The sequence below is a fragment of the Aquimarina sp. KJ22-3 genome (genome assembly GCF_055808215.1).
Map to the genome: position 1 here is coordinate 3012609 of NZ_CM147859.1, position 22219 is coordinate 3034827.

Consider the following 22219-nt stretch of genomic DNA (forward strand, 5'->3'; position numbering starts at 1 on the left):
AATATCATGAAAACATCAAAAGTCATTATGTTACTATTGATTTTTAGTAGTTTATCCATTTTTGGTCAGAACATGGATTTTGAAGATTATGACCCTCCTTCTACCCTTGTCGTTCCCGAAACAATTATTACAAAAGCAAAATTTCCTTTTATAGATGTACATAATCATCAATTTAGGATGCCGTCTCAAAACCTAAAAGATTTGGTGGACGAAATGGATAAATTAAACATGAAGGTAATGGTTAACCTGTCTGGAAGAGGTAGAGGTTCTGATGAGCATTTAATCAAATCATTAGAAAATGTAAAAACAAATTACCCTAATCGTTTTATTGTTTTTACCAATATTAGTCTTACCGGTATCGATGAACCAGGATGGACCGAAAAAGCAGTAACCCAACTCGAAAAAGATGTTGCCTTGGGAGCTAATGGTCTTAAAATCTACAAAAGCCAGGGGATGGACAATAAAGATAGTAAGGGTAATCGTATTAAAATTGATGATCCTCGAATTGGTCCTGTTTGGGAGAAGTGTGGAGAATTGGGCATTCCTGTTTTGATCCATGCAGCAGATCCAAAGCCTTTTTGGGACGCACATGATAATAAGAACGAACGATGGTTAGAACTTAAACTACGTTCTAGAAGAAAAAGAGATGCTAAGGTTACAGGTTCGTGGCAAACTATAATCAATGAACAACATAATATTTTCAGAAAACATAAAAACACTAAGTTTATCAATGCGCATTTGGGTTGGTACGGTAATGATCTTGCAAAATTAGGAGAATTGATGGATGAGATGCCCAATATGTATTCTGAAATTGGAGCGGTAATCGCAGAGTTAGGCAGACAACCTAGAAATGCTAAGGCATTCTTAACCAAATATCAAGATCGTATAATGTTTGGTAAAGACTCCTGGAATCCAGAGGAATATCACACCTATTTTAGAGTGCTTGAATCAAGTGATGAGTATTTCCCTTATTATAAAAGATATCATGCTTTTTGGAAAATGTATGGTCTGGATCTGGATGATGAAGTATTAAAAAAACTGTACTACAAAAATGCACTAAAAGTTATTCCGAATATCGATAAAAGCTTGTTTCCAAAATAAAAAACAGTCATCCACTTCATAAAACAAAAGCTCTGCAGATTGCAGAGCTTTTTTTATACCTAGAATTTGTTTTGACGCTCACCAATTAGGGTTTGAGAAGTTAAAAGCCCCTCTCAATAATCCGATTACTCAAACATGTATCTCAAAATCAATTTCTCTACAAATTAAAAAAAGTTGGAAGAATGATGGTACTATTTTCAAAATTGAGGAACGCTACTAAAAGTAAATAACAATTCACTCTTCAATATCAATAGTATTATTATGAAAAAAACAGCATTTATCTTTTTCGCACTTCTTGCTACATCTTTTGGGCATGCTCAATCTATACCAATCACGGGAGATGGTTATCACCTGTATGGCCCAAACACAACATGGGGAGAATATCTGAAGGTTGGCGGTAACGGTCGAGGTACTTCGAAAGCCTCTGTGGTAGCTACCAATGGAAACCTGCATTTGGATTCAAAGGATGGTAACGCCACCTACTTAAACCACTACAGTAAAGGAAATACCTTTTTGAACCTAAATGGCGGAAATGTGGGTATCGGTACTTCTGCACCTGCGGGTAAGCTACATATAAAAGGAGAAACCTATGTTGATGGAGGATGGTTACGAGTAAAAGGATCAAAAGGAATCTTCTTTCAAGATTTTGGAGGAGGTTTTGTCATGACCGATAATTCATGGATTCGAACCTACGGAAACAAGAACTTTTATCACAATACAGGCGCCATGCGAACCGATGGAACGCTACAAGTAGGACCTTCAGGGAATCGATTTGTCGTAAACACCGCTGGAAAAGTAGGGATAAGAACAACATCACCAGATGAAACTCTTCATGTAAACGGAACCACCACGATCACTGCTGATATTGGTGTTCCAACTTCAAATCACTGGCAAACTGGTAGCCATACTCTAGAGCTACAAAATAGTGATCAAGGAGAAGTAGTATTATCATTTCACAGAGCAGGTCATAGCAATGCTGCCATCAAACACCCAGCTAGTGGTGGAATCGCTTTCTCAGCCAATGGAGAATATGATGAAACACATATGTATCTGAAAAGCAATGGATATGTGGGTGTAGGCACCACCAATCCTGATGCCAAACTAGCCGTGAACGGGAATATTCACACCAAAGAAGTAAAAGTAGATTTAGTTGGATGGCCTGATTATGTATTCGAAGACAGTTATCAACTTCCTACCCTATCCCAAGTTGAAAAACACATTAAAGAAAATGGACATTTACAAAATATCCCATCTGCCAAAGAGGTGGAAAAAAACGGAGTGAAGCTCGGAGAGATGAATAAGCTTCTACTGGAAAAAATTGAAGAACTGACCCTATACACTATAGATCAGGAGAAGGAAATTAAAGTCTTACGCCAAAAGATCAACACGTTGGAACAACAAAACTCAAAAATTCAAAAATTAGAGGAAACATTAAAAATAGTACAACAACAAATCAACAATTAAAATGAAAAATCAAACACTTCTTATTCTGGTTATTTTAATAACTCACTTTAGTTTTTCGCAGCAAACACAATACAATGTCTCTCCCGGAAATGGGAACGGTTTACGCTTCTGGAATAATGATTACTACAAAATACATATGGGTAATGCTTCCGAATACAAATTTGGTCCGGTAACCGATTATAGCATTAAGATGAATATGAATAATGCTGCAGGAAGAGGTTGGACTTGGGGAGTAAAAGGTGCTACTCCAATTGCTGGATTAAATACTTTAGGAAACTTTGAAATAGCAGGAAGTTTTACCGGAAATACCATAAATGGACTAAAAGGGATTTTCGATTCTAGTAGCTTAGGTGGTAATGGATGGATTCCTGTTTCTATCGGACGAGAGTTTGCTGCAAATCGAAGAACTTTTGAATTTGTAGTGGCTCCTACCGATACAGGTTCTGGTCATACTGCATTTGCAATCACAGATCAATCAGGGAATTTAAGACACGATTTTGTATCTCAAAAGAAATTAACATGGATAGATCTTGATGACCACAAAGGAACTCATTTCTTTAAGCTTAATAGATCTGAAGATGAATCGGGTAAATTTAGCACTTATATTCATATGCCAACATCTGAAGCAAGAATTGTCATAGGTCAATATGGTGGATATTTAAAAGATGAAGGATATAACTTAGTTGTAAACAATGGTGGAGCCTATGTAAACGGTAATTTAATCGCTAATGGTAATATAGGTATTGGGACCTCTACTCCAGATGCCAAACTAGCAGTAAATGGGAGAATACATACCAAAGAGGTAAAAGTAGATCTTGTAGGTTGGGCAGATTATGTGTTTAAAGCAGATTACCAGTTACCAACACTTCAACAGGTAGAAGATCATATCAAAACCAAAGGACATCTTATCAATATTCCTTCCGAAGCAGAAGTAGTTAAAAATGGGATTCAACTGGGAGAAATGAATGCAAAACTTCTGGAAAAAATAGAAGAACTCACCCTTTATACCATTTCCCAACAAAAAGAAATAGATCGATTAAAAATGGTTGAAGATCAAAACCAAAAGTTAGCACAAAGACTAGCTAAAATCGAAACACTATTAGAAAACATAAATACCAACGACGCACATGGACAAGAAAAATAATAACATCAAAAAAACAATACTCCTCCTGGGGCTATTTTTGATCGCTTTCATTATGCGATCCCAAGAGGTTAAAGACTATGATCCATTTTATGTAAGCGAGCACATCCCATCTAGTCCTGAAACAGGGAACCTGGGAGAGTATGGAAACTATACGGCTAGCCCTTATAATGGAACCGCCAATGTTAATGTGCCTATTTATACCATAGATTGGGAAGGACTGCAAATCCCCATTCAAATTAATTATGATACAGGAGGTGTAAAAGTAGCTTCGGAAGCAAGTTGGGTTGGACTCAACTGGAGTCTTTCTACTTCATTCGGTATTCATCGAAGAGTATATGGACAAGACGACTTTAGTGAAAAGATCGCTGGAGACTATACCGGAGCTCCAAAAAGCGGATATATTTTTAATAATTTGGATTTGGAATGGCAAGAAGGTACAGCAAGACCTTTCCTAGATCATAATGAAATTCTTAATGCGCATCATAGTTTTGGTTTACAAACTAACGAAGGTCGTGCATCTCGTTATCTCGATACACAACCGGATATTTTTACTGTTAATCTATTTGGCCAGAATTATAAATTCATGTTGAACAAAAAAGCGTCTCATGAGTTTATAGATGCGATCGTTTTTAACAATAAGAATGTAAGAATCACTTTCAATCTTACGGCTAAGACATTTACCTTATTAGACGAACATGGGTTTACGTATTATTTCAATACCAAAGAAATCAATACGACTTTCAACACCATACAAGGTAGTAACCCTAACAATTCCAGCTCTTATCAAAGCGCCATTAGTAACATTTTTGCACTAACCAATAGAATTGATACTGCACTAATTACCAATTGGTCGTTGGATCGGGTGGTTTCTCCAAGAGGAAGAGAACTAAATTTTGAGTATCAAAAAGGATTACATTTCACTTTTCCTTCCTATTCTATCATCGCAGACGGGCGGGATAAAGAAGGTAGGTTAAACTGGCCTCAAGAACAGTATGAAACTTCGATCTATAAGAAAATCCATAGTGTTACGACCACTGTTATCGAAAACAACTATTTGACTTCTATACAGGGGGACTTTGGAGAGGTGAATTTTGATTTAGGAGCTAGACAAGATCTTAGTACGGGTAGTACTATCAATACACTTTCTAACAACTCTTTTGGAAGTTATGTATTGTATACTTCTCAAAGCCAAATACGTTCTTGCCATGGAGCATCAAACTCCTGTGGGACGAGCACCTCTCTCCTACCTAAAAAGCTGAACAGTATTGAAGTAGTAAACTCTAATGGAAAAAAAGTTATAGATGCGCAGTTTCATCAAAGTTATTTCAATAGTGACAAAAGCACAGATGCTGTAAAAGAAAGGTATTTACGTCTCAAACTAGACGGAATCACTGTCAATGATCGCACGTATGAATTTAATTATTTACAAGAAAACAGTCTTGCTCCAAAAGATAGTAATGGTGTTGATTTCTGGGGATATGACAATGGTGTATTTACCAACGACACCAAAATTCCACGTATTGGTCGTTTCATTACTTCTAGAATAAACATGCCAGGGAACAAAGTGGAGATTGGACAATCCTTTGTGAAATATAATGGAGCTATACGTAAAAGTAATTTTGCATTTGGAAAACGAGGAGCATTAACCGAAGTAATCTTTCCTACCAAAGGAAAAACTACTTTCGAGTATGAACCTCATGAAGTCGTAATGGAGGCGCCTGCTCCTTTTACTGTAACCGATTATTTTCCCGCCCCTAATCAAAATAGGTTAAGATGGACAGATATGCGAGATGAATCCAAATTCAAACTCACTTATCAATATTTAAAGTATGCTAAAGACTCTAGGTACAATTATTTTGAAAAAGAAGCTCCAGTTATTCAAGGAGATGCTATTCAAATCGACGTATCCATAGGAGCAGTTTTTGATGTTGATTTTCCTTCAGTAATTAATATAGAAGGTTACATGAAAACTCATACAGGATGGGATGGTTTAAGCTATTATGCTAATCAACCTATTTTGGTAGTAGAAAATGTAGATACTGGTCAAGAGAGAGTGGTATTTACCTATGCAAATGCACCTAATAGTTATGGAAACTCTTCTGCAGTAAATAATGTTTCTAAAGTTTTGAACTTATCTCCCGGGAAATATAAAGTTGCCAGAAGATCAGCTTCAATACCATCAGGAGGAAACTATAACGACTACCCCCTATTCCCGCTGTAGAATATCAAAGTACCAGTATGATTTTGAATACGTATGAAAGCCTTTCGGATCAAGATGTATCTGATTTTATTGAAGCTTTTGAAATTGGTGGACTCAGAGTAAAAAAAATCATCCATAAAGATTCAGATAACAGCTTCCTGAAGGCAACGGCATATGACTATAACCGTCCAAACGAATTAGATGGCCTTGCTTCTTCAGGAGTATTAATGGATGATTTGATTTTCCATTCAAAAGCTTCGGGGTTCCACTCGTATAACCCAAGAGAATATAGCGATTTTAATCTCACCGAAACCAATATGGTCGGAGGCAATACCAGTGCTCAAGGATCGCATATCGGATACTCTTTGGTAAGAGAGTATAATGTTGACGAAACAGGAAATACCTTGGGATGGATTGAACGTAAATATCACAATCAAAAAAATGAATATTTTACGGATAGTTTTAACCTTCCTTATTCTTATGATAGTAGAATTGGTAATGGCGATCCTTATATTAACGTATTGGGTATTCAATTACAATGGTTTTGTAGCGGTGTTACCTTTGGAAATAACTGTTCCGGAACCACGAAACTAACTTCTAGTAAAGGGTATGCAGAAATTGCAAATACCGTATTACTAGGATTACCCTTACGACTCAGTTTTGCCCATGCCAATGGTAATGTACTAGAGGAGCGGATTTTTGCCAAAGATGAGACGCTAATCGAAAAAACAGAAAACACCTATCAATACCTAAGTGGTAATGTACCCAATCAACATTTTGCAAGTTTCTTGAGTGTAGGGCTTAGAGTATTAGGTTCTACTAATCAAGGAGGAGTAACTTCTCAGGTATATGACACATGGGATGAAGGCCCATGGGGTGCAAACCATCATACCTATTTTCCTTACTTGTTCCCTATCCATCACGGGCAGGTCTCAAGACTACTCAATTCAACAAACTACAAAATATTTGATGGTAAAGAGTTGGTAACACAACAAATCAACACTTACAACGAAGACACTCATCATGTAAAAGAGCAAAAGTCGATTTTGGATCAACAAAAAGAACAAATTACCAAGCTCTTTTACCCATATGATAACGAAGTCTACAATAATGCAAACATGAACTTACTACGTCAGGAAAATCGGGTAGCTACGGTCATCCAAAGTGAAAGCTATAAAAATAGCAGAAAACTAGGGACTGTACTTTATGAATATGCCAACAACGGAAATACGGGAGGTACCACATTGGTCCACAAAATTGCTGTGGGTAAAGCATCACATCCAGTAGATGAAAGAACCGTTTTTGAACTATACGATGATTATGGTAATGTATTGCAGAAAAAACTAACTGATGGAATTAGAACCACCTATATCTGGGGGTATGACAAACAATATCCTGTAGCCAAGATCGAAAATGCTACCAGAGCACAGGTCGAAGCCTTATCAGGTTTTGGGGCCAATTTCCATACAGGCGCATCCGGACTGAGTACCTCTCAAGAAAATACCTTGAGAAATGGTTTGACAAATGCGCTCATTACCACCTATACCTACGAGCCTCTTATTGGTATAAAATCTATGACAGATCATAGAGGGTATACCACCACCTATCACTATGATGATGCTAACCGATTGGAGTTTGTTAAAGATCAGCAAGGAAATCTGGTTTCAGAAAATAAGTATAACTACAAAAATTAATAAAAATGATACAACATATTTCTAAATATATACTAGTTGCATTGCTTTTTGTAGTTGTCACACTACAAGGGCAAGCACAAACCAACATTGTAAAAGATGGAAACTATACCGTGACAGGTAGCGAAACTCTGACTGCTACTCAAAGTATTACCTTAAAACCCAATAGCTGGATCAAACCAGGAAGTACTTTTTCGGCAATAGTATCTGCAGACGCTTATAACGATGTTGCTTTTGATAATAATGAAAATTATGTGTTTACAAGAGCCTACCAAAGAGCCATGTTATCCAGTGCTGGCATCAGCAATAATAGCGATGTGATTGAAAGCATCACTTATTTTGATGGATTGGGAAGGCCCAAACAACAAATCGGGATCAAAGCCACTCCAGATAAAGGTGACCTAGTGACCCATATTGTTTATGACGATTATGGAAGGCAAGCTAGACAGTATTTACCTTTTGAATCCATTGGCAATGCAGGAGATTATACCTCTGTAGACATCAATACTAATATCAATAGTTTTTATAAAAACAAGTATTCTGAAGATTTTACAGGAGTATCTACGGCAAATGTAAATGCTTATTCTGAAAGCATCTTTGAAGATTCGCCTTTAAGTCGTGTCTTAGAACAAGGAGCACCAGGAAAAGACTGGAAAGCCAACCCAAATAGTGACGCTGATCATACTATTAAATTTGATTGGCAAACCAACATCGCTAATGAGGTATTCTACTTTTGGGTGAATTTCCATATGGATAATACCGAGGTACCGATTCTGGTTAAAGATGGGTACTATGGGGCTAATGAACTTTTGGTAACCACTACCAAAGATGAAAACTGGCAACCCAACCAACAACATCCCAATGATCATACCACCAAAGAGTACAAGGACAAACTGGGACGTGTGATCCTAAAAAGGACTTATAACAACAATGTTGCTCATGACACCTATTATGTATATGATGATTTTGGAAATCTGACTTATGTTATTCCACCAAAAGTAACACTAAGTGCTACCGATGGCGTATCGGCTACAGAGCTTTCTGAACTGTGTTACCAATATATCTACGACTACCGTAATCGAATGGTAGAAAAAAAGATTCCGGGCAAGGATCGGGAATATGTGATCTATAACAAACTGGATCAACCCGTAATGACTCAGGATGGGATACAACGTCCTAAAAAAGAATGGCTCTTTACCAAATATGACGCCTTTGGAAGAGTGGCGTATACTGGATTACATGAGCATTCCTTTGTGACCACCAGAGCTGGATTGCAACAAAACGCTTTTAACGGCAGTAATCTGGCACAATATGAAACCAAACAAAGCTCGGCTTCAAGTATTGCAGGTACAACCATTTATTATTCGGATAATGCATATCCGGATACCAAGTTGATCTATACCATCAACTATTACGACGATTACACTTTTGATCATAATGTATCTAATCCTGGTACCGTTATGGGACAAACAGTAAATATAGATGTAGAAGGATTAGCTACTGGTACCAAAGTACGGGTATTAGGAACCAATGATTGGATTACAACGGTAACCTATTATGATGCGAAAGGGAGGCCAATCTATGTCCATAGTACCAACACCTACCTCAATACGGTAGATATCATAGAGACCAAATTGGATTTCGCCGGTAAGATACTGGAAACCAAAACCACGCATACCAAAGATAGTAATGCTGCTATAGTGACGGTTGACACTTTTAGCTACGACCATATGGGAAGGCTACTTACACAAAACCAAACCATCAACAACCAAGCAGAAGAGCAAATCGTAAGTAATACCTATGATGAGCTGGGGCAGTTAGAAAATAAAGAAGTTGGTGGTGGATTACAAATGGTAGACTACACCTATAACATTCGTGGATGGCTTACAGGGATTAATGATGTAGATAATATAGGAGATGACCTGTTTACTTTTAAAATCAGGTATAACAATCCTCAATATGGTGCAATCCCTCAATACAAATATAATTTAGCCGAAGTAGAATGGAAAACAGCGAATGATAATATTAAAAGGTGGTATGCATACGAATATGATGCTTTTGAACGTATTTTAAGTGCTACTAACCATAATCATAAATATGATGTAACTAATATTAGTTATGACAAGATGGGTAATTTGAAAAAATTAACCAGAAACGGATGGCAAAATTCATCAACTTATGCCAATCTTGATATTTTAAATTACAATTATGATAATGGAAACAAACTATTACGGATCACTGATAATGGAAACACAACTTATGGTTTTAAGGATGGAAATACATCTGGAAACGATTATTCTTATGACACCAACGGAAATCTTTTGTTTGACAAAAATAAAGGCGTTACAAGTGTAAGTTATAATCATCATAACTTCCCTACTCAGGTTAATGTTACTAGTTCTGAGCATAATGGAAATATACAGTACACTTATGATGCAAATGGGGTTAAGCTAAAAAAGACAGCAATAGATAACGGAAATGTTACCACTATCGAATATAATGGTAACTTTGTTTATAAGAATAGTTCTTTGAAATCCATAACACATCCTGAAGGATATGTTGAACAGGAAAGTAATGGTTCTTTTACTTATATCTATGAGCACAGAGATATCTGGAAGAATACCAGAATTACTTATGCCGATGATAACCATGATGGTACCGTACAAACTACTGAAATACGTAGAGAACAAAACTATTATCCATTTGGAATGCAATGGGAAGGCATTAATCCAACAATTCGACATGCCAAAAACAACTTAAAAACGTATCAAGGACAGGAGCTAACCGAAGAACTAGGATTAAATACTCATGAATGGAGATATAGAATGAGTGATCGTAGTATTGGTAGGTTTTGGCAAATTGACCCCCTGGCTGAAGACTATATGTACAATGCCACTTACGCATTTCAGGAAAATAAAATGGGTATGGGTGTTGAGTTGGAAGGCTTGGAGTTAAATAGCTGGGCAAATATACTAGTAGCTGTTGGAGATGCTTTAACTGATGGTGCTGTTACAAAAACTGGAGATGTGGTAACTGGTTTTGTACCAGTTCTTAGTCAGGTAAGAGATGTAACTGAAACTATCCTTGGTGAAAATATTTTTACGGGAGAAAAGCTATCTATATTGGAAAGGGCTGTTACCTTATTACCAGGAAAAATAGAGAAAGCAGGTGACTTAATTAATGGTGTTGTCAAAAACACTGATAAAGTTAAAGAAGTAATACAGGACACTAAAAAAGTAATTCCAAAAACACGAACCGGTAAAGGTACTGTCCCTCCAAATAAGCGTGATCCTAAAAGGGTTATGACAAAAAAGGAGAAAAAGGAAATGTTAGAGGAAAATGGAGGGAAATGTGAAGGTTGTGATAAAAACATTAGTATTGATGAAGCCAAGGGACATCATATAAAGAGACATGCCGATGGAGGCCCTACAACTAAAGAAAATACTGCTATATTATGTGATAATTGCCATAAAGAGGTCCATAGTAAAAAGAAAACGTAGAAAATGATAAAAAGAGAAAAAATTTTAAAAAATATTAAATCCAATGTAAAAAACTATGGTTACCACATAACTACGGTTACAGATGGATTATCCCCAAGGTTCACATATACAATTGGTTTATCCCCGGAATTTCGCTTTGAAATTATTTTTGCTGGAGGAATATTTTATAATAATGATCAAGTAAATAAGATAATAGTCAATGTCGTTGATAAACTTAAAGAGAAATCAAATTGGCAAGAATTAAAACTAGAAATAGATTCTTTAGGAGTATTCTCACTTTCACAAGTTGATAATTCTTGGTCTCAATTATTAATGTTAGGAGCATTTGATTTTTACGATAAAATTGAAATACCGGCAGTACAAATATTACCTGATAAAGATCATTATACTTTAGATATACCCAAACTATCTAACAAATTTAATACTTCAAAAGAACCTGTATGGCAATGGTTAGAGCGGAAATGGGATTATAATGTATCAAAAGATATTACTGTTGTAACAAATTTAAATGCTTTATTTGGAGAGCCTATAACAGAGGTAATGCGATGGGAAGAAGATGAATGGGAAATGTTCTCAGGACCAGGTCCTGATGTAGAGAAAAAGGATATTAGAATTGTTCCCATTGGAACACTTTTGGGTATAGATAACACAATTCTTCCTGTTCTTAATTTAGATGTAGGTAAAGGTCTATGGAGGAATGAAACAGAGATGAAATGGAATAACTGGGAATAACTACTCGGGCTCAGCAAAGAGCAATTAAATAAAAACGAGATGCTGCACGAATGTTTCCGGACTTCGAGCAATGATCAAAAATGAGAAGTCAGATAGCTTGGATCTAAAAATCCAAGCTATTTTTATTTAAAACTAATCTTACCCCTTGCTTGTTTATAGTATGTGGCGTTAGTTCGAGTTTGCAACTCGGACTTCCTAACAAGTGAAAAAACAAATATCAAAATGCTAAGATCGCTCAGATGTATAGTCTGAGCGATCTTTTTTATTCAACTCAAAGCCTCAAAAAAGATAACATGTTAATTTTAAGCATTTTAATTTTTTGGCACGCTGCTTGATACTATAAAAGTGAGCGTCAAAAACACAAATCTTTGATACTCCTTTAAAATCAAACATTATGAAAAAATTTGTTTTACTTTTTACAGGTCTTTTGCTAGCCACATTTACCACTAGCGCATCAGAAACGAATACTAATGCATCCGCACGTTATTATAACTACGGGAAGTCGTTCATCTTTACAGAAGGTGGCGTTGAGTTCTCAGTATATGCAGATGGGCAATTCGACTTTTTCCTTAATGGTCGAAGAGGCGGAGTAAACGTTGGCGTAAATGCCCCTGGAGTAAACATAAGTTTTAATGCTGGATATAATTATGACCCGTTTGTACAGTATGATGATTATGGAGCTGTTGTACAGATTGAAGATATTCCGATCTTTTATGATCACTATGGTAGAATCGTACAGGCCGGTGATATCTTTATCAACTATAACCGTTGGGGTCGTGTAGCAAGAGTAGGTGGATTATATGTACACTACAATAGCTATGGTAACTTCTTAAACTGTACTGGTTTTATCAACCGTTTTAACAGACACTATGTATACAGACCTTTCCATGCGTACTTTACGGTGCCTGTAGTAAACAGATGTATAGTTTGGGATCGCCCTTATAGAAGATTTTATTCTCCTTACAGGTATTCATACACCGTATATAGAAATAACTATTATAACGGATACTATAGCAGACCTTATAGAAGTCGTAACTATTACAGACCAAATAGCAGAGTAAGAAGCTATAACAGAGGATATAGAGTATCTAATGCAAGAAATGTAGGATACAGATCTAGAGATAGTAGAACGGCAATGTACAAGAGAAACGATCGTAACTATACGAATAGAAGTAGATCTAGAGCAGTAAATAATGGAAACAGAAATGTAACCAGAAGTAGGTCTTATGACAACAACTCTAGAAATGTGACAAAAAGTAGATCTTATGACAATAACTCTAGAAGTGTAACCAGAAGCAGATCATATGATAATGGTTCAAAAAATGTAACTAGATCACGTACAGTGACTAGAAATACACAAAATGCAACTAGAGCAAGATCTGGTAACAGTACGCCTTCTAGAAACAGAGTTCAAACTGCGGATAGAACTAGAAAAGCTGTAGCAGGTAGATCATATAGCAGTAAACCAAAGTACAATAGATCTACGAGAACGACACAAACGCAGAAACCAAAGAGTTATTCAAGAAATCGCTCTGGTAATGTAACAAAAAGATCTCAAAACAGTCAATATAAGAGTAGAGCGACAACGTCGAGATCAAACACAAAAACAAGTAAAAGCAATACGAATAGCAGATCAAGAGGAAACTCAGCACCAAGATCAAGATCAGCTAGAAGTAGAAGCTAGAAAAACATAAATGAATTTTATTTTTTTGGTTGGTTAGTTGGAAAATCCCTCTGAGATGAATGCCTAGGCACCTCGAGGGATTTTCTTTATCAAGTCGTTAATGTCTGGTGATATTTTTAATCCTAAAACTACTAGCCCATACCCTACTCCTATCAATACACTTTTGAGCACAATATTCAAAACTGGGTGAAACGAAAAGTTCCAGAAATAAAACCCAAACACAAATACCAAAATCAGTACTAATGCTGTGAGTGTATTTTTAGAAAATGGATGCATTCCAAATTTTTGATATACCACCCATAGCTTTGCTACATTATAGCAAAACACCGCAGAAAACGTAGCCATCGCAGCTCCGGTAACTTTGTAAATTGGGATCAACCATAGGTTAAAACCAAAAGAAAGTATCGCCATTCCTACCCCAATATACAATACCAATCGATAGTAATCAGAGTTGTAAAGTATAGAATTATTGTTCCCTAAAAGGTTATCAAACAACTTCACACTTCCTATAAGGATCACTATCCATATGAACAGCTCGTATTGATCGGGTATCATCTCAAAAAGCTCATGCACATTACAGATGATCAATATCAAAAGTAATCCACTTGCGATTAAGAGATTTAGTGAACTCTTTTTATATAAAACTTGTAGTAGATCCATTGCTTTCTCATTAATCAGTTTTGCGGTTAATGGATACGTAATTTGATGCATCGCCCTGGATGGGATAATAATCACACTAGCGATGTAGGCACAAATCCCATATTTGGCAACATTCTCGATTGGCAAATACCGCTCAATCATCGTTTTGTCTAGATCGATCAATAAAGTAGCCACCGATCCTGCAATCAAAATCAAAAATGAGTATTTAAAAACACTTTTGTAATTTGCAGGTAAGGATATTGTAAATTTTATAGGATGCAATCGGAATGCATAAATCATCATAATTCCTGTTCTAAGAATATATACTGCTACCAGCGCATATATAAATTGTTGTACAGAAAGTATTTCGTAATACACTAATACCAACAACAAACAAATACAAATTCGCAAAAAGAGTTCTTTCATCCCATTTCCAAAAACACTTTTCAATTTGACTTTGGACCATGCAAAAAAGACTTCGAAATACGCCAAAGCATAGGCTAAAGCAAAAATCGTCCAGATATAGGGTTGCACAATGGCATTTCCTTCAGAGAAGTATCCTAATAACAAATCATAAAACAGTACTCCTATCCCCCCTAGCACTACAGCAATCGCCAGTGGTATTACCAATATGATGCTCAAAAAACGATCTTGTTCTTTTTGATTGCTATAGGAGGAAAAAACTTGACCAGCGTATTGTGGGTACCAAAAGCCATTAACGGCCATATCAAATTGGATACTGAAATGAGATAGGAAACCAAACCATAGTAAGTGTCTTCCATAAAATTGGTAAACAAAAACAACGTGTTTACAGCACCGATACCAAAACCAAGGCATGTGATGATTACATTTTTTATGGATTGATTTACTACTACTCCCATGTATTTGTATCGTACTTAAATTTAGGGTTTAGCAATCAGCTATTGACTAGTTATTGCTTATTTTTTTCTTTTGATCAGCTTTGCCATCTCCTGGGTTAACGCTTTTCTACTATATTTTTCGAGATCTTCGGGCTGAGCCACTAAAGTTCCATTCTGATATGCTTTAAAATAGGAAGAAATTGTAGACTTGATATCGGCATACTCGTCATACTCAAAAAAATGCCCTGCTTGTGTGTCATTGATGATCTTTGCAATATCTGCTCCCTTTGGGCCGATAGCCACTATAGGTCGCTTAGAAATCATATACTCAAACAATTTGCCAGGTATGATACACCTTGTATCCTCACTATCAATTTCAATAAGCAATAAAACTTGCGATTGCCGTTGTAAACGAACCGCCTCACTATGTGAAACATATCCCATTACATGTAAGTAAAGTGATAACCCAGCATCTTTAATAGCAGAAAGAACATCATCACTTACTGCTCCTATCAAACGCAACTCAAATTGCTTGGCAAATTCTTGATCTTCCTCAATTAACTCCTTCAATGCTTTCCATAAAAGTAATGGATTTCTACCCGACAATAGTGATCCTATATGGGAGATGGTAAATTTAGTATCCAATGATCCCTCCTCCACTTTTTCTTCATCATAACCATTGGTTACTACAGCAATTGGTTTTTGCGTAATGCCAGAAAATTCATCTCTAGTCGTAAAACTAGTTACCGTAATTTGATCCGCTGTAGTTAGTACTTCTTTTTCAAGCACTTTATGCTTCTGAATGGATTTCTTTGAAAGTTTCAATTTATCATGATACCCAATGGTTGTCCATGGATCCCTAAAATCTGCTATCCAATGTACATTCAACCGTTCTTTGAGTGTTTTTCCTATCAAATGCACACTATGCGGTGGTCCTGTGGTAATAATCGTGTCGATTTCATATTCTTTCAGATAACCACTAAGATAACTTACAGAAGGACGTACCCAATATTTCCGGGCATCAGGGATAAAAAAGTTTCCACGTATATACAGCAATAATCGTTGAATGAAAGTTTGTTTTTTTGCTCCCGAAATGATCCCGCGACTAATCGTTTTTGTGTCTTTTTTTGAAAATAACTGTGCAAAACGATAGGGTTCAAAAATCGGGCGTCGTAACACAGTAATATCCTCTGGTATTTCTGAAATCAATGTTTCATCTAGTAAAGGATAAGTAGGATTACTTGGTGTATACACTATAGGTTCGATTCCAAAATCTCTGAAATATTTGACAAACTTCAGCCAGCGTTGTACTCCGGGTCCTCCGGCTGGTGGCCAATAATATGTTATGATCAGAACTTTCAAAATCAGGATTACTTATCTTCTGTGTTTAAAGATAATAAACTACCGCTTTTCTTATATTGATAAAACAAACCTCCAAGAATCAACAGTATAAAAATAATCGTACTTGTTAATGTAATTGTACTCCCGGTTTGTACAACCTGCGGTTCGAATTTGAATTCGATTTTATGTTTACCTGCAGGAACTTTAAGTCCTCTTAGCATATAATCCACTGGGTAAATAGGTTGCAATTCATCATCGATATAGGCGTTCCATCCTTTTTCATAATACGCCTCAGAGAATACCATAAAACCAGGGTTTGCTGCATACATATTATACGCCAGATGATCGGGCTCGGTTTTGGAAATAGAAACCGTAGAAACACTATCTTTTACCGGAGTAAATCCTTCGAAATCTGACTTAAAATCATTTCTGATCACAGCCACTTTTTTGGTATCAATCGATCCCAATGATTCGAACTCTGCCTTATATCCATCAACAAACTTTAACTCTTCGACAAACCAGGCAGGTCCATTGATTGAAGGGTTTTGCTGAGCATCCAAACCTTTTTCACCATTTTGTATGATATACTTTACATTCAGCATGTTTAGGATCTCCAAATTACCTTTTGCCAATTGTCCGTAGTAGATGTCATCCATTTTTCTGGGTCTTACCGCAGAATATCCGTTGATGGTATTAAAAAAGTAATTGGTATGTGAATTGTTAAATCCTCTTGCCTGATCTAACACACGATAATAGGAATCATCTTTCAGAATCTGTTGATCCACATCTGTAGCCTGAAAAAAGGATTTGTACTCCCTCTTTGAAATAAAATTATCTTCGTTTAGGCTTCGTCGATCTACAGATACCAAATCAACAAGGATCAACACAGCAATTCCTACTAAAGCTATATTTTCTGAAAATTTCTTTTTCAACAACAACCAAAGTACTCCCGCAGTTAGTAGTATAAAGATTAGTGAGCGTAAACTATCACTTTTCAATAAACTGATTCGATCCTCGACAATAGCATCAAAGATATCGGGTTGCTCTATAGCAAAACGTGTTTCTGAAGCCGATTTGAAATTAAACAAACTCCCTCCAAACAACCAGAAAATCAAACACAAACCTCCTAAAAAACCAAGGGAGATTAAGAACTTTTTTTGTTTTTCTTCTATGGTAACTTTATCATTAAACCATCTATGTAACCCAAACACGGCTGCAATAGGAATCAATAATTCTAAGATCACTTGTATACTGGATACTGCTCTAAATTTGTTATACAGAGGAACATACTCTACAAAAAAACGAGTAACAAACTCCAAATTCTTACCCCAACTTAGTGCCAACGATAAAATCATACCTCCTAATAGCCACCATCTCAATCTTCCTTTAACCATCAAAATACCCAACAGCGCCAGAAAAACAACAGTTACTCCAAGATACGGAGGAGCTTCTACAAAAGGTTGATCTCCCCAATATAAACGAGTGCCGCTAGCATAATAATTTGCTTGATCTCTGGGCTGCCCCAGGGATATCAACTTTTGATAAAATGCAGAATCAGATCCCAGATCCGCTGCAGTACCTAATCCCATAAGCTTTGGTACAAATAAATTCAGGGATTCTAGTTTTCCGTAACTATATTCAGTAATATATTCAAAATCAAGTCCATCATTTTGAGATCCATTGGCTACGGTTGGATCTGCCAATAAGTTCTTTCCGCGTATACTCGTCTTTGCATATTCTGAAGTTGACAATAAGGTGGTTGCATTGGTTGCGAGACCAAGTGCCACTGCCAGTACCAAAACACCAATCGACTTAAAAAAATGTGGTAATTCCTTCTTTTTAAAAGCGTCAATCAAATACGCCACTCCTAAGACTCCTACTAACAAGCCGAGGTAATAAGTCATTTGATAATGATTCGCTTGTATTTCTAATCCCATTGCCAAAGCAGTGAGTATAGCTCCCCATAAATATCGTTTTTGAAATACCAATAATATTCCGGCCAACACTAATGGAAAATAGGCAATGGCATGTGCTTTAGAATTATGTCCTACTCCTATGATAATAATTAGATATGTCGAAAAGCCAAAGGCCAAAGCTCCAACAATTGCAAGTTTCCATGGGATTCTCATCACCAGCATTAATACATAGAAACTCAATAGATATAGAAAAAGGTAATCAGCAGGTCTTGGTAAAAAACGAATTAATCGATCCAACTTATCCATGTAATCATGAGGAAACTTTGCCCCCATCTGATAGGTCGGCATTCCTCCATAGGCAGAGTTCGTCCAATAGGTTTCTTTGCCCGTTTTGACTCTATGGTCATTTTGTTGTTTGGCCATACTCTCATAAAGTTTAATATCATTTTGATACAAAACCTTACCACTCATTGCAGGGCTGAAATACAATAAGGAAATAACTACAAAACCAAGGATTACAAAAATATGAGGTAAGAATCTTTTTACTAAAGACATGATTTGTGTTTGTTTACTAAATGAAGCGCCAAATTAATCAATTTCCTCATAATCGATGTATTCTCCAACATCTTTGTTTGAAGATTTTGTTTTGGGCTTTTTATCTATAGTAACCTCTCCTTCTGCAGATTGTTGTGCGTGTTGATATTGATTAAATTGTTGCTGAAATTTTTCTCCAGCTTTCTTTGTTACATATCTAAGCAATAGAGGACCAAATATTCGCGTTAATACCTTTAGGCCATAATATATAAGTAAAATAATGAGGATAACCTTTAATACCCCTACTAATGACGCTTGCTGCATATCATTTTTTTCAAAAATAGGGAACTCTCTATACAAATACAGTCCTTCAATCCTAAAAAAATGATAAAATCTGCTATATTTGAAGCAAATCTAATGAATATGAGCCCTAGATCTATTCTGTTATTCTTTACCCTCTTGCTGTATGGGCTAACGGCTTCTGCCCAATATACAGACAAGATTAACTCCAACCGTCCTGGTACTTCTCAAGGTGCTTTTTCTGTTGGTAATAATGTACTACAGTTTGAAGGTGGTTTTGGTTTTGGAAAGGAAAAGCATGAAATTCTGGATACAAAATCAAATATTTTCAGATTTGATTACTCCGCAAGGTATGGTTTACTTATAGAACAATTAGAGATAAGATTAAATGGTACCTACCGATCTGATGGAATTACTCAAACCGTGGGTGCGAATCGTCAAAAAATAAATCAAAGCAATTTTGAAATCAATACCATTGGGGCCAAGTATCTAATTTATGACCCATATAAACCAAAACTAGGTAAAAAAGATACAGTTCCTGCCAATTATGATAGTTTAAAAAGTTGGAAAGAACGATATCGTTTTAAATGGAAAACGTTAATCCCGGCAGTTTCTGCCTATGCAGGTGCAAACTTTATAGCCAAAGACAATCCTTTTACTTTTCCGGGAGATGCTTCTATCAGTCCTAAGTTTGTAGTAGCTACTCAAAATAATTGGACCACAACCTACGGGGGTGATTGGGCATTTGTTACCAATTTGATTATCGATAAAATTACTACAGAAAGTCCAACTATTGGATGGATTTTTACTGCAACACATACAGTCAACAATAAATGGGCTGGTTTTATAGAATATCAAGGTCAGAAAAGTGATTTTTATAGCGATAACCTCTTGCGCTTAGGAGGTGCTTATTTATTTGATCAGGATTTACAGTTTGACGCCAATATTGCCTTTAATTTTAAAGACACTCCTTCTGTTTTTACCTGCAGTTTTGGGGCATCTTACCGATTTGACTGGCATAATAAGGATGAAATCATTGAACAACCTGGACTAGAAAAAGGAGTTAAAGAAAACGAGGATGAAGAGGATGAAGAATCTGAAGACGAAGAAGGACAAGATGGAGATCTTGAAGAAATCGAAGGTGTAGAAAACGATAGTTTGAAACTTGATAGAACTCCATTTATCAATGATTTTGAAGATGACAGCTTTAGAGAAGCTATTGAAAAAGACTTAGACGAACGCAGAACGGAAGAGCGACTAGAACGTGAGCGTATTGAAAACGAAAAAATTGCCAAAAAAGAAGGTAAAAAGCTCAGAAAAGAAGAAGCTCGTCGTTTAAAACGCGAAGCTAAAGCTGCTCGAGAAGCTGAGAAAGCGGCAATCAAAGCCGAAAAAGAGAAGCAAAAAATGATCGACGACATTGATGCAGAATTGGATAAAATGGAACAAGAACAGGGCGTCGATGATGAGCTTGATGACATAGAAAAACAACTCCAGGAACTGGAGAAAATGGAAAAAGAGCTCGAAGAAGAAGATAAGAAAGAACAAAAAGAAGAAGCTAAACCTAAGAAGCCTAAAAAAGAGGAGGTAGAAGATGATATTGATGTAGATGCTGAATACGAAAAGTATCAGCGGGAACAGGAAAAAGCTCGAAAAGAAGAAGAAAAACGAAGAAAAAAAGAGGAAAAACGCAGACAGAAAGAAGAAAAGAAGCGTAAAAAAGAAGAAGAAAAGAACAAAAAAGACGAAAATAACGATGATCCCGAAGAGTAACATAGACTCTTCTGTACTAAGAGAATATTCTATGCTTGTCTAGCCTAAAGCTAGAAACTGAAAAATACTCCATACCAACTTTATCATGTATTCATGATATTTGATAAAAGGGTTATATATTTGCGAAGAATTTGAGATGACATATGATCTATGATTACCATTAAAGAAGCTACCTCAAAAGGAGATTTAACAACCTTTGTTAAGTTTCCTTTTGGATTATATAAAGATTCCCCCTACTACGTTCCCTCCATCATCAAGGAGGAATTGGATGTAATGAACCCCAAGAAAAACCCTGTTTTTAAGAATGCAGACGCCAAGTATTTTCTTGCCTTTAAAGGAGATAAAATAGTAGGTAGAATTGCAGCGATCATTAACTGGATCGAGGTTAACGAACAAAAAAAACCTAAGGTGCGTTTTGGGTGGTTTGATGTTATCGATGATATCGAAGTGACCAAAGCCTTGATAGATAAGGTAAAAGAGTTTGGAGCACAGCACTCTCTTGAATATATGGAAGGGCCTGTTGGCTTCTCCAATATGGACAAAGCCGGAATTCTGATAAAAGGATATGAAGAATTAAATACGATGATTACCTGGTACAATTATCCATATTATGCCGACCATATGACTGAGCTTGGTTTTGAACAAGCAGCTACCTGGGTAGAGTACAAAATTAAAGTACCAAAAGAGACTAAAGAAAAGGTAGTGAAATTTGCCGAAGTTATCAAAAAACGCTACCAACTCAAACTTCTAAAATTCAATAAAAGCAAAGAAATATTAGCCTACGCAGATGATATGTTTGATCTATTGAATAAAACATACAGTAGTCTACAAACTTTTGTCCCCATACAGCAGTATCAAATAGATATGTATAAGAAAAAGTACCTCCCCTATTTGAATCCTGACTACATCACCTGTATAGCAGATAAAACCGGAAAACTTATTGCTTTTGCTATTGTGATGCCTTCTTTTTCTAAGGCCTTGAAAAAGATGAACGGTAAAATATATCCTTTACGATTTTTACATATTCTAAGAGCTCAACGTAGAAATGACACCGCTGCTTTTTATTTAATTGGAGTTGATCCAGAATATCAAAACAAAGGGGTTACCGCTTTGATTTTTAAAGAGATGAATGAAACCTTTATCCGCAACGGAATAGAAACCGTAGAAACTAACCCTGAGCTAGAAGAAAACAAAGCGGTTCAAGCCTTATGGAATGGTTATGAGCACGAACAACACAAAATGAGAAGAACATTTAGAAAAGCATTATAAATACAAGATTATCCTCATAAAAAAATCCACTTTTTATAAGTGGATTTTTTATTTATATATATTTTAGGATC

15 protein-coding genes are annotated in these 22219 nt (G+C 36.2%); 10 read left to right on the top strand and 5 right to left on the bottom strand.

Translation table 11 applies throughout. The features are described 5' to 3' along the window. The first annotated feature begins 6 nt into the window (after positions 1–6). From AC0L3Q_RS14045 to AC0L3Q_RS14080, 8 genes are all read left to right on the top strand, one after another. Positions 7–1101 carry an amidohydrolase family protein gene (locus AC0L3Q_RS14045; RefSeq protein ID WP_473280212.1) on the top strand — a complete coding sequence of 365 codons (1095 nt, stop codon included), beginning with the start codon at positions 7–9 and terminating at the stop codon, positions 1099–1101. A gap of 261 nt (positions 1102–1362) precedes the next feature. Then, the gene (gene pilV, locus AC0L3Q_RS14050; protein WP_473280214.1) at positions 1363–2565 is read left to right on the top strand and encodes a shufflon system plasmid conjugative transfer pilus tip adhesin PilV; all 1203 of its coding nucleotides are present in this window, start codon (positions 1363–1365) and stop codon (positions 2563–2565) included. 1 nt (position 2566) lies between these two features. Continuing rightward, positions 2567–3709 carry a hypothetical protein gene (locus AC0L3Q_RS14055; protein ID WP_473280216.1) on the top strand — a complete coding sequence of 381 codons (1143 nt, stop codon included), beginning with the start codon at positions 2567–2569 and terminating at the stop codon, positions 3707–3709. Further along, positions 3693–5930, top strand: coding sequence for a hypothetical protein (locus tag AC0L3Q_RS14060; protein ID WP_473280217.1), 2238 nt, complete (start codon positions 3693–3695; stop codon positions 5928–5930). Before AC0L3Q_RS14055 ends, AC0L3Q_RS14060 begins: the two co-directional genes overlap by 17 nt. A gap of 17 nt (positions 5931–5947) precedes the next feature. Then, entirely contained in the window at positions 5948–7603 is a 1656-nt protein-coding gene (locus AC0L3Q_RS14065; protein WP_473280219.1) for a hypothetical protein, read from the top strand. A gap of 5 nt (positions 7604–7608) precedes the next feature. Next, positions 7609–11100 (top strand): DUF6443 domain-containing protein, encoded by a 3492-nt coding sequence (locus AC0L3Q_RS14070; RefSeq protein ID WP_473280221.1) that lies wholly within the window; start codon positions 7609–7611, stop codon positions 11098–11100. Between the two features lie 3 nt (positions 11101–11103). Continuing rightward, positions 11104–11832: a DUF4262 domain-containing protein gene (locus tag AC0L3Q_RS14075; protein ID WP_473280223.1), complete on the top strand. Its 729-nt coding sequence runs from the start codon at positions 11104–11106 to the stop codon at positions 11830–11832. A 394-nt stretch (positions 11833–12226) separates the two neighbouring features. After that, complete coding sequence (locus AC0L3Q_RS14080) at positions 12227–13516, top strand: hypothetical protein (RefSeq protein ID WP_473280225.1); 1290 nt, start codon at positions 12227–12229, stop codon at positions 13514–13516. 63 nt (positions 13517–13579) lie between these two features. On the opposite strand, the gene AC0L3Q_RS14085 is transcribed toward AC0L3Q_RS14080, so the two are convergent. The 5 genes from AC0L3Q_RS14085 to AC0L3Q_RS14105 are packed head-to-tail and all read right to left on the bottom strand — an operon-like array spanning position 13580 to position 19166. Then, complete coding sequence (locus AC0L3Q_RS14085; RefSeq protein ID WP_473280227.1) at positions 13580–14797, bottom strand: lipopolysaccharide biosynthesis protein; 1218 nt, start codon at positions 14795–14797, stop codon at positions 13580–13582. Continuing rightward, complete coding sequence (locus AC0L3Q_RS14090) at positions 14794–15036, bottom strand: hypothetical protein (RefSeq protein WP_473280229.1); 243 nt, start codon at positions 15034–15036, stop codon at positions 14794–14796. The genes AC0L3Q_RS14085 and AC0L3Q_RS14090 overlap by 4 nt, the downstream gene beginning before the upstream one ends. A gap of 57 nt (positions 15037–15093) precedes the next feature. Further along, entirely contained in the window at positions 15094–16380 is a 1287-nt protein-coding gene (locus AC0L3Q_RS14095) for a glycosyltransferase family 4 protein (protein WP_473286946.1), read from the bottom strand. 5 nt (positions 16381–16385) lie between these two features. Beyond that, positions 16386–18827 (bottom strand): YfhO family protein, encoded by a 2442-nt coding sequence (locus tag AC0L3Q_RS14100; RefSeq protein ID WP_473280231.1) that lies wholly within the window; start codon positions 18825–18827, stop codon positions 16386–16388. 33 nt (positions 18828–18860) lie between these two features. Then, the gene (locus tag AC0L3Q_RS14105) at positions 18861–19166 is read right to left on the bottom strand and encodes a DUF4834 family protein (protein ID WP_473280233.1); all 306 of its coding nucleotides are present in this window, start codon (positions 19164–19166) and stop codon (positions 18861–18863) included. Between the two features lie 63 nt (positions 19167–19229). On the opposite strand from AC0L3Q_RS14105, the gene AC0L3Q_RS14110 reads away from it, so the two are divergent. Then, positions 19230–20879 carry a transporter gene (locus tag AC0L3Q_RS14110; RefSeq protein ID WP_473280235.1) on the top strand — a complete coding sequence of 550 codons (1650 nt, stop codon included), beginning with the start codon at positions 19230–19232 and terminating at the stop codon, positions 20877–20879. A gap of 150 nt (positions 20880–21029) precedes the next feature. After that, entirely contained in the window at positions 21030–22148 is a 1119-nt protein-coding gene (locus AC0L3Q_RS14115) for a GNAT family N-acetyltransferase (protein WP_473280237.1), read from the top strand. The last annotated feature ends 71 nt before the right edge of the window (positions 22149–22219 follow it).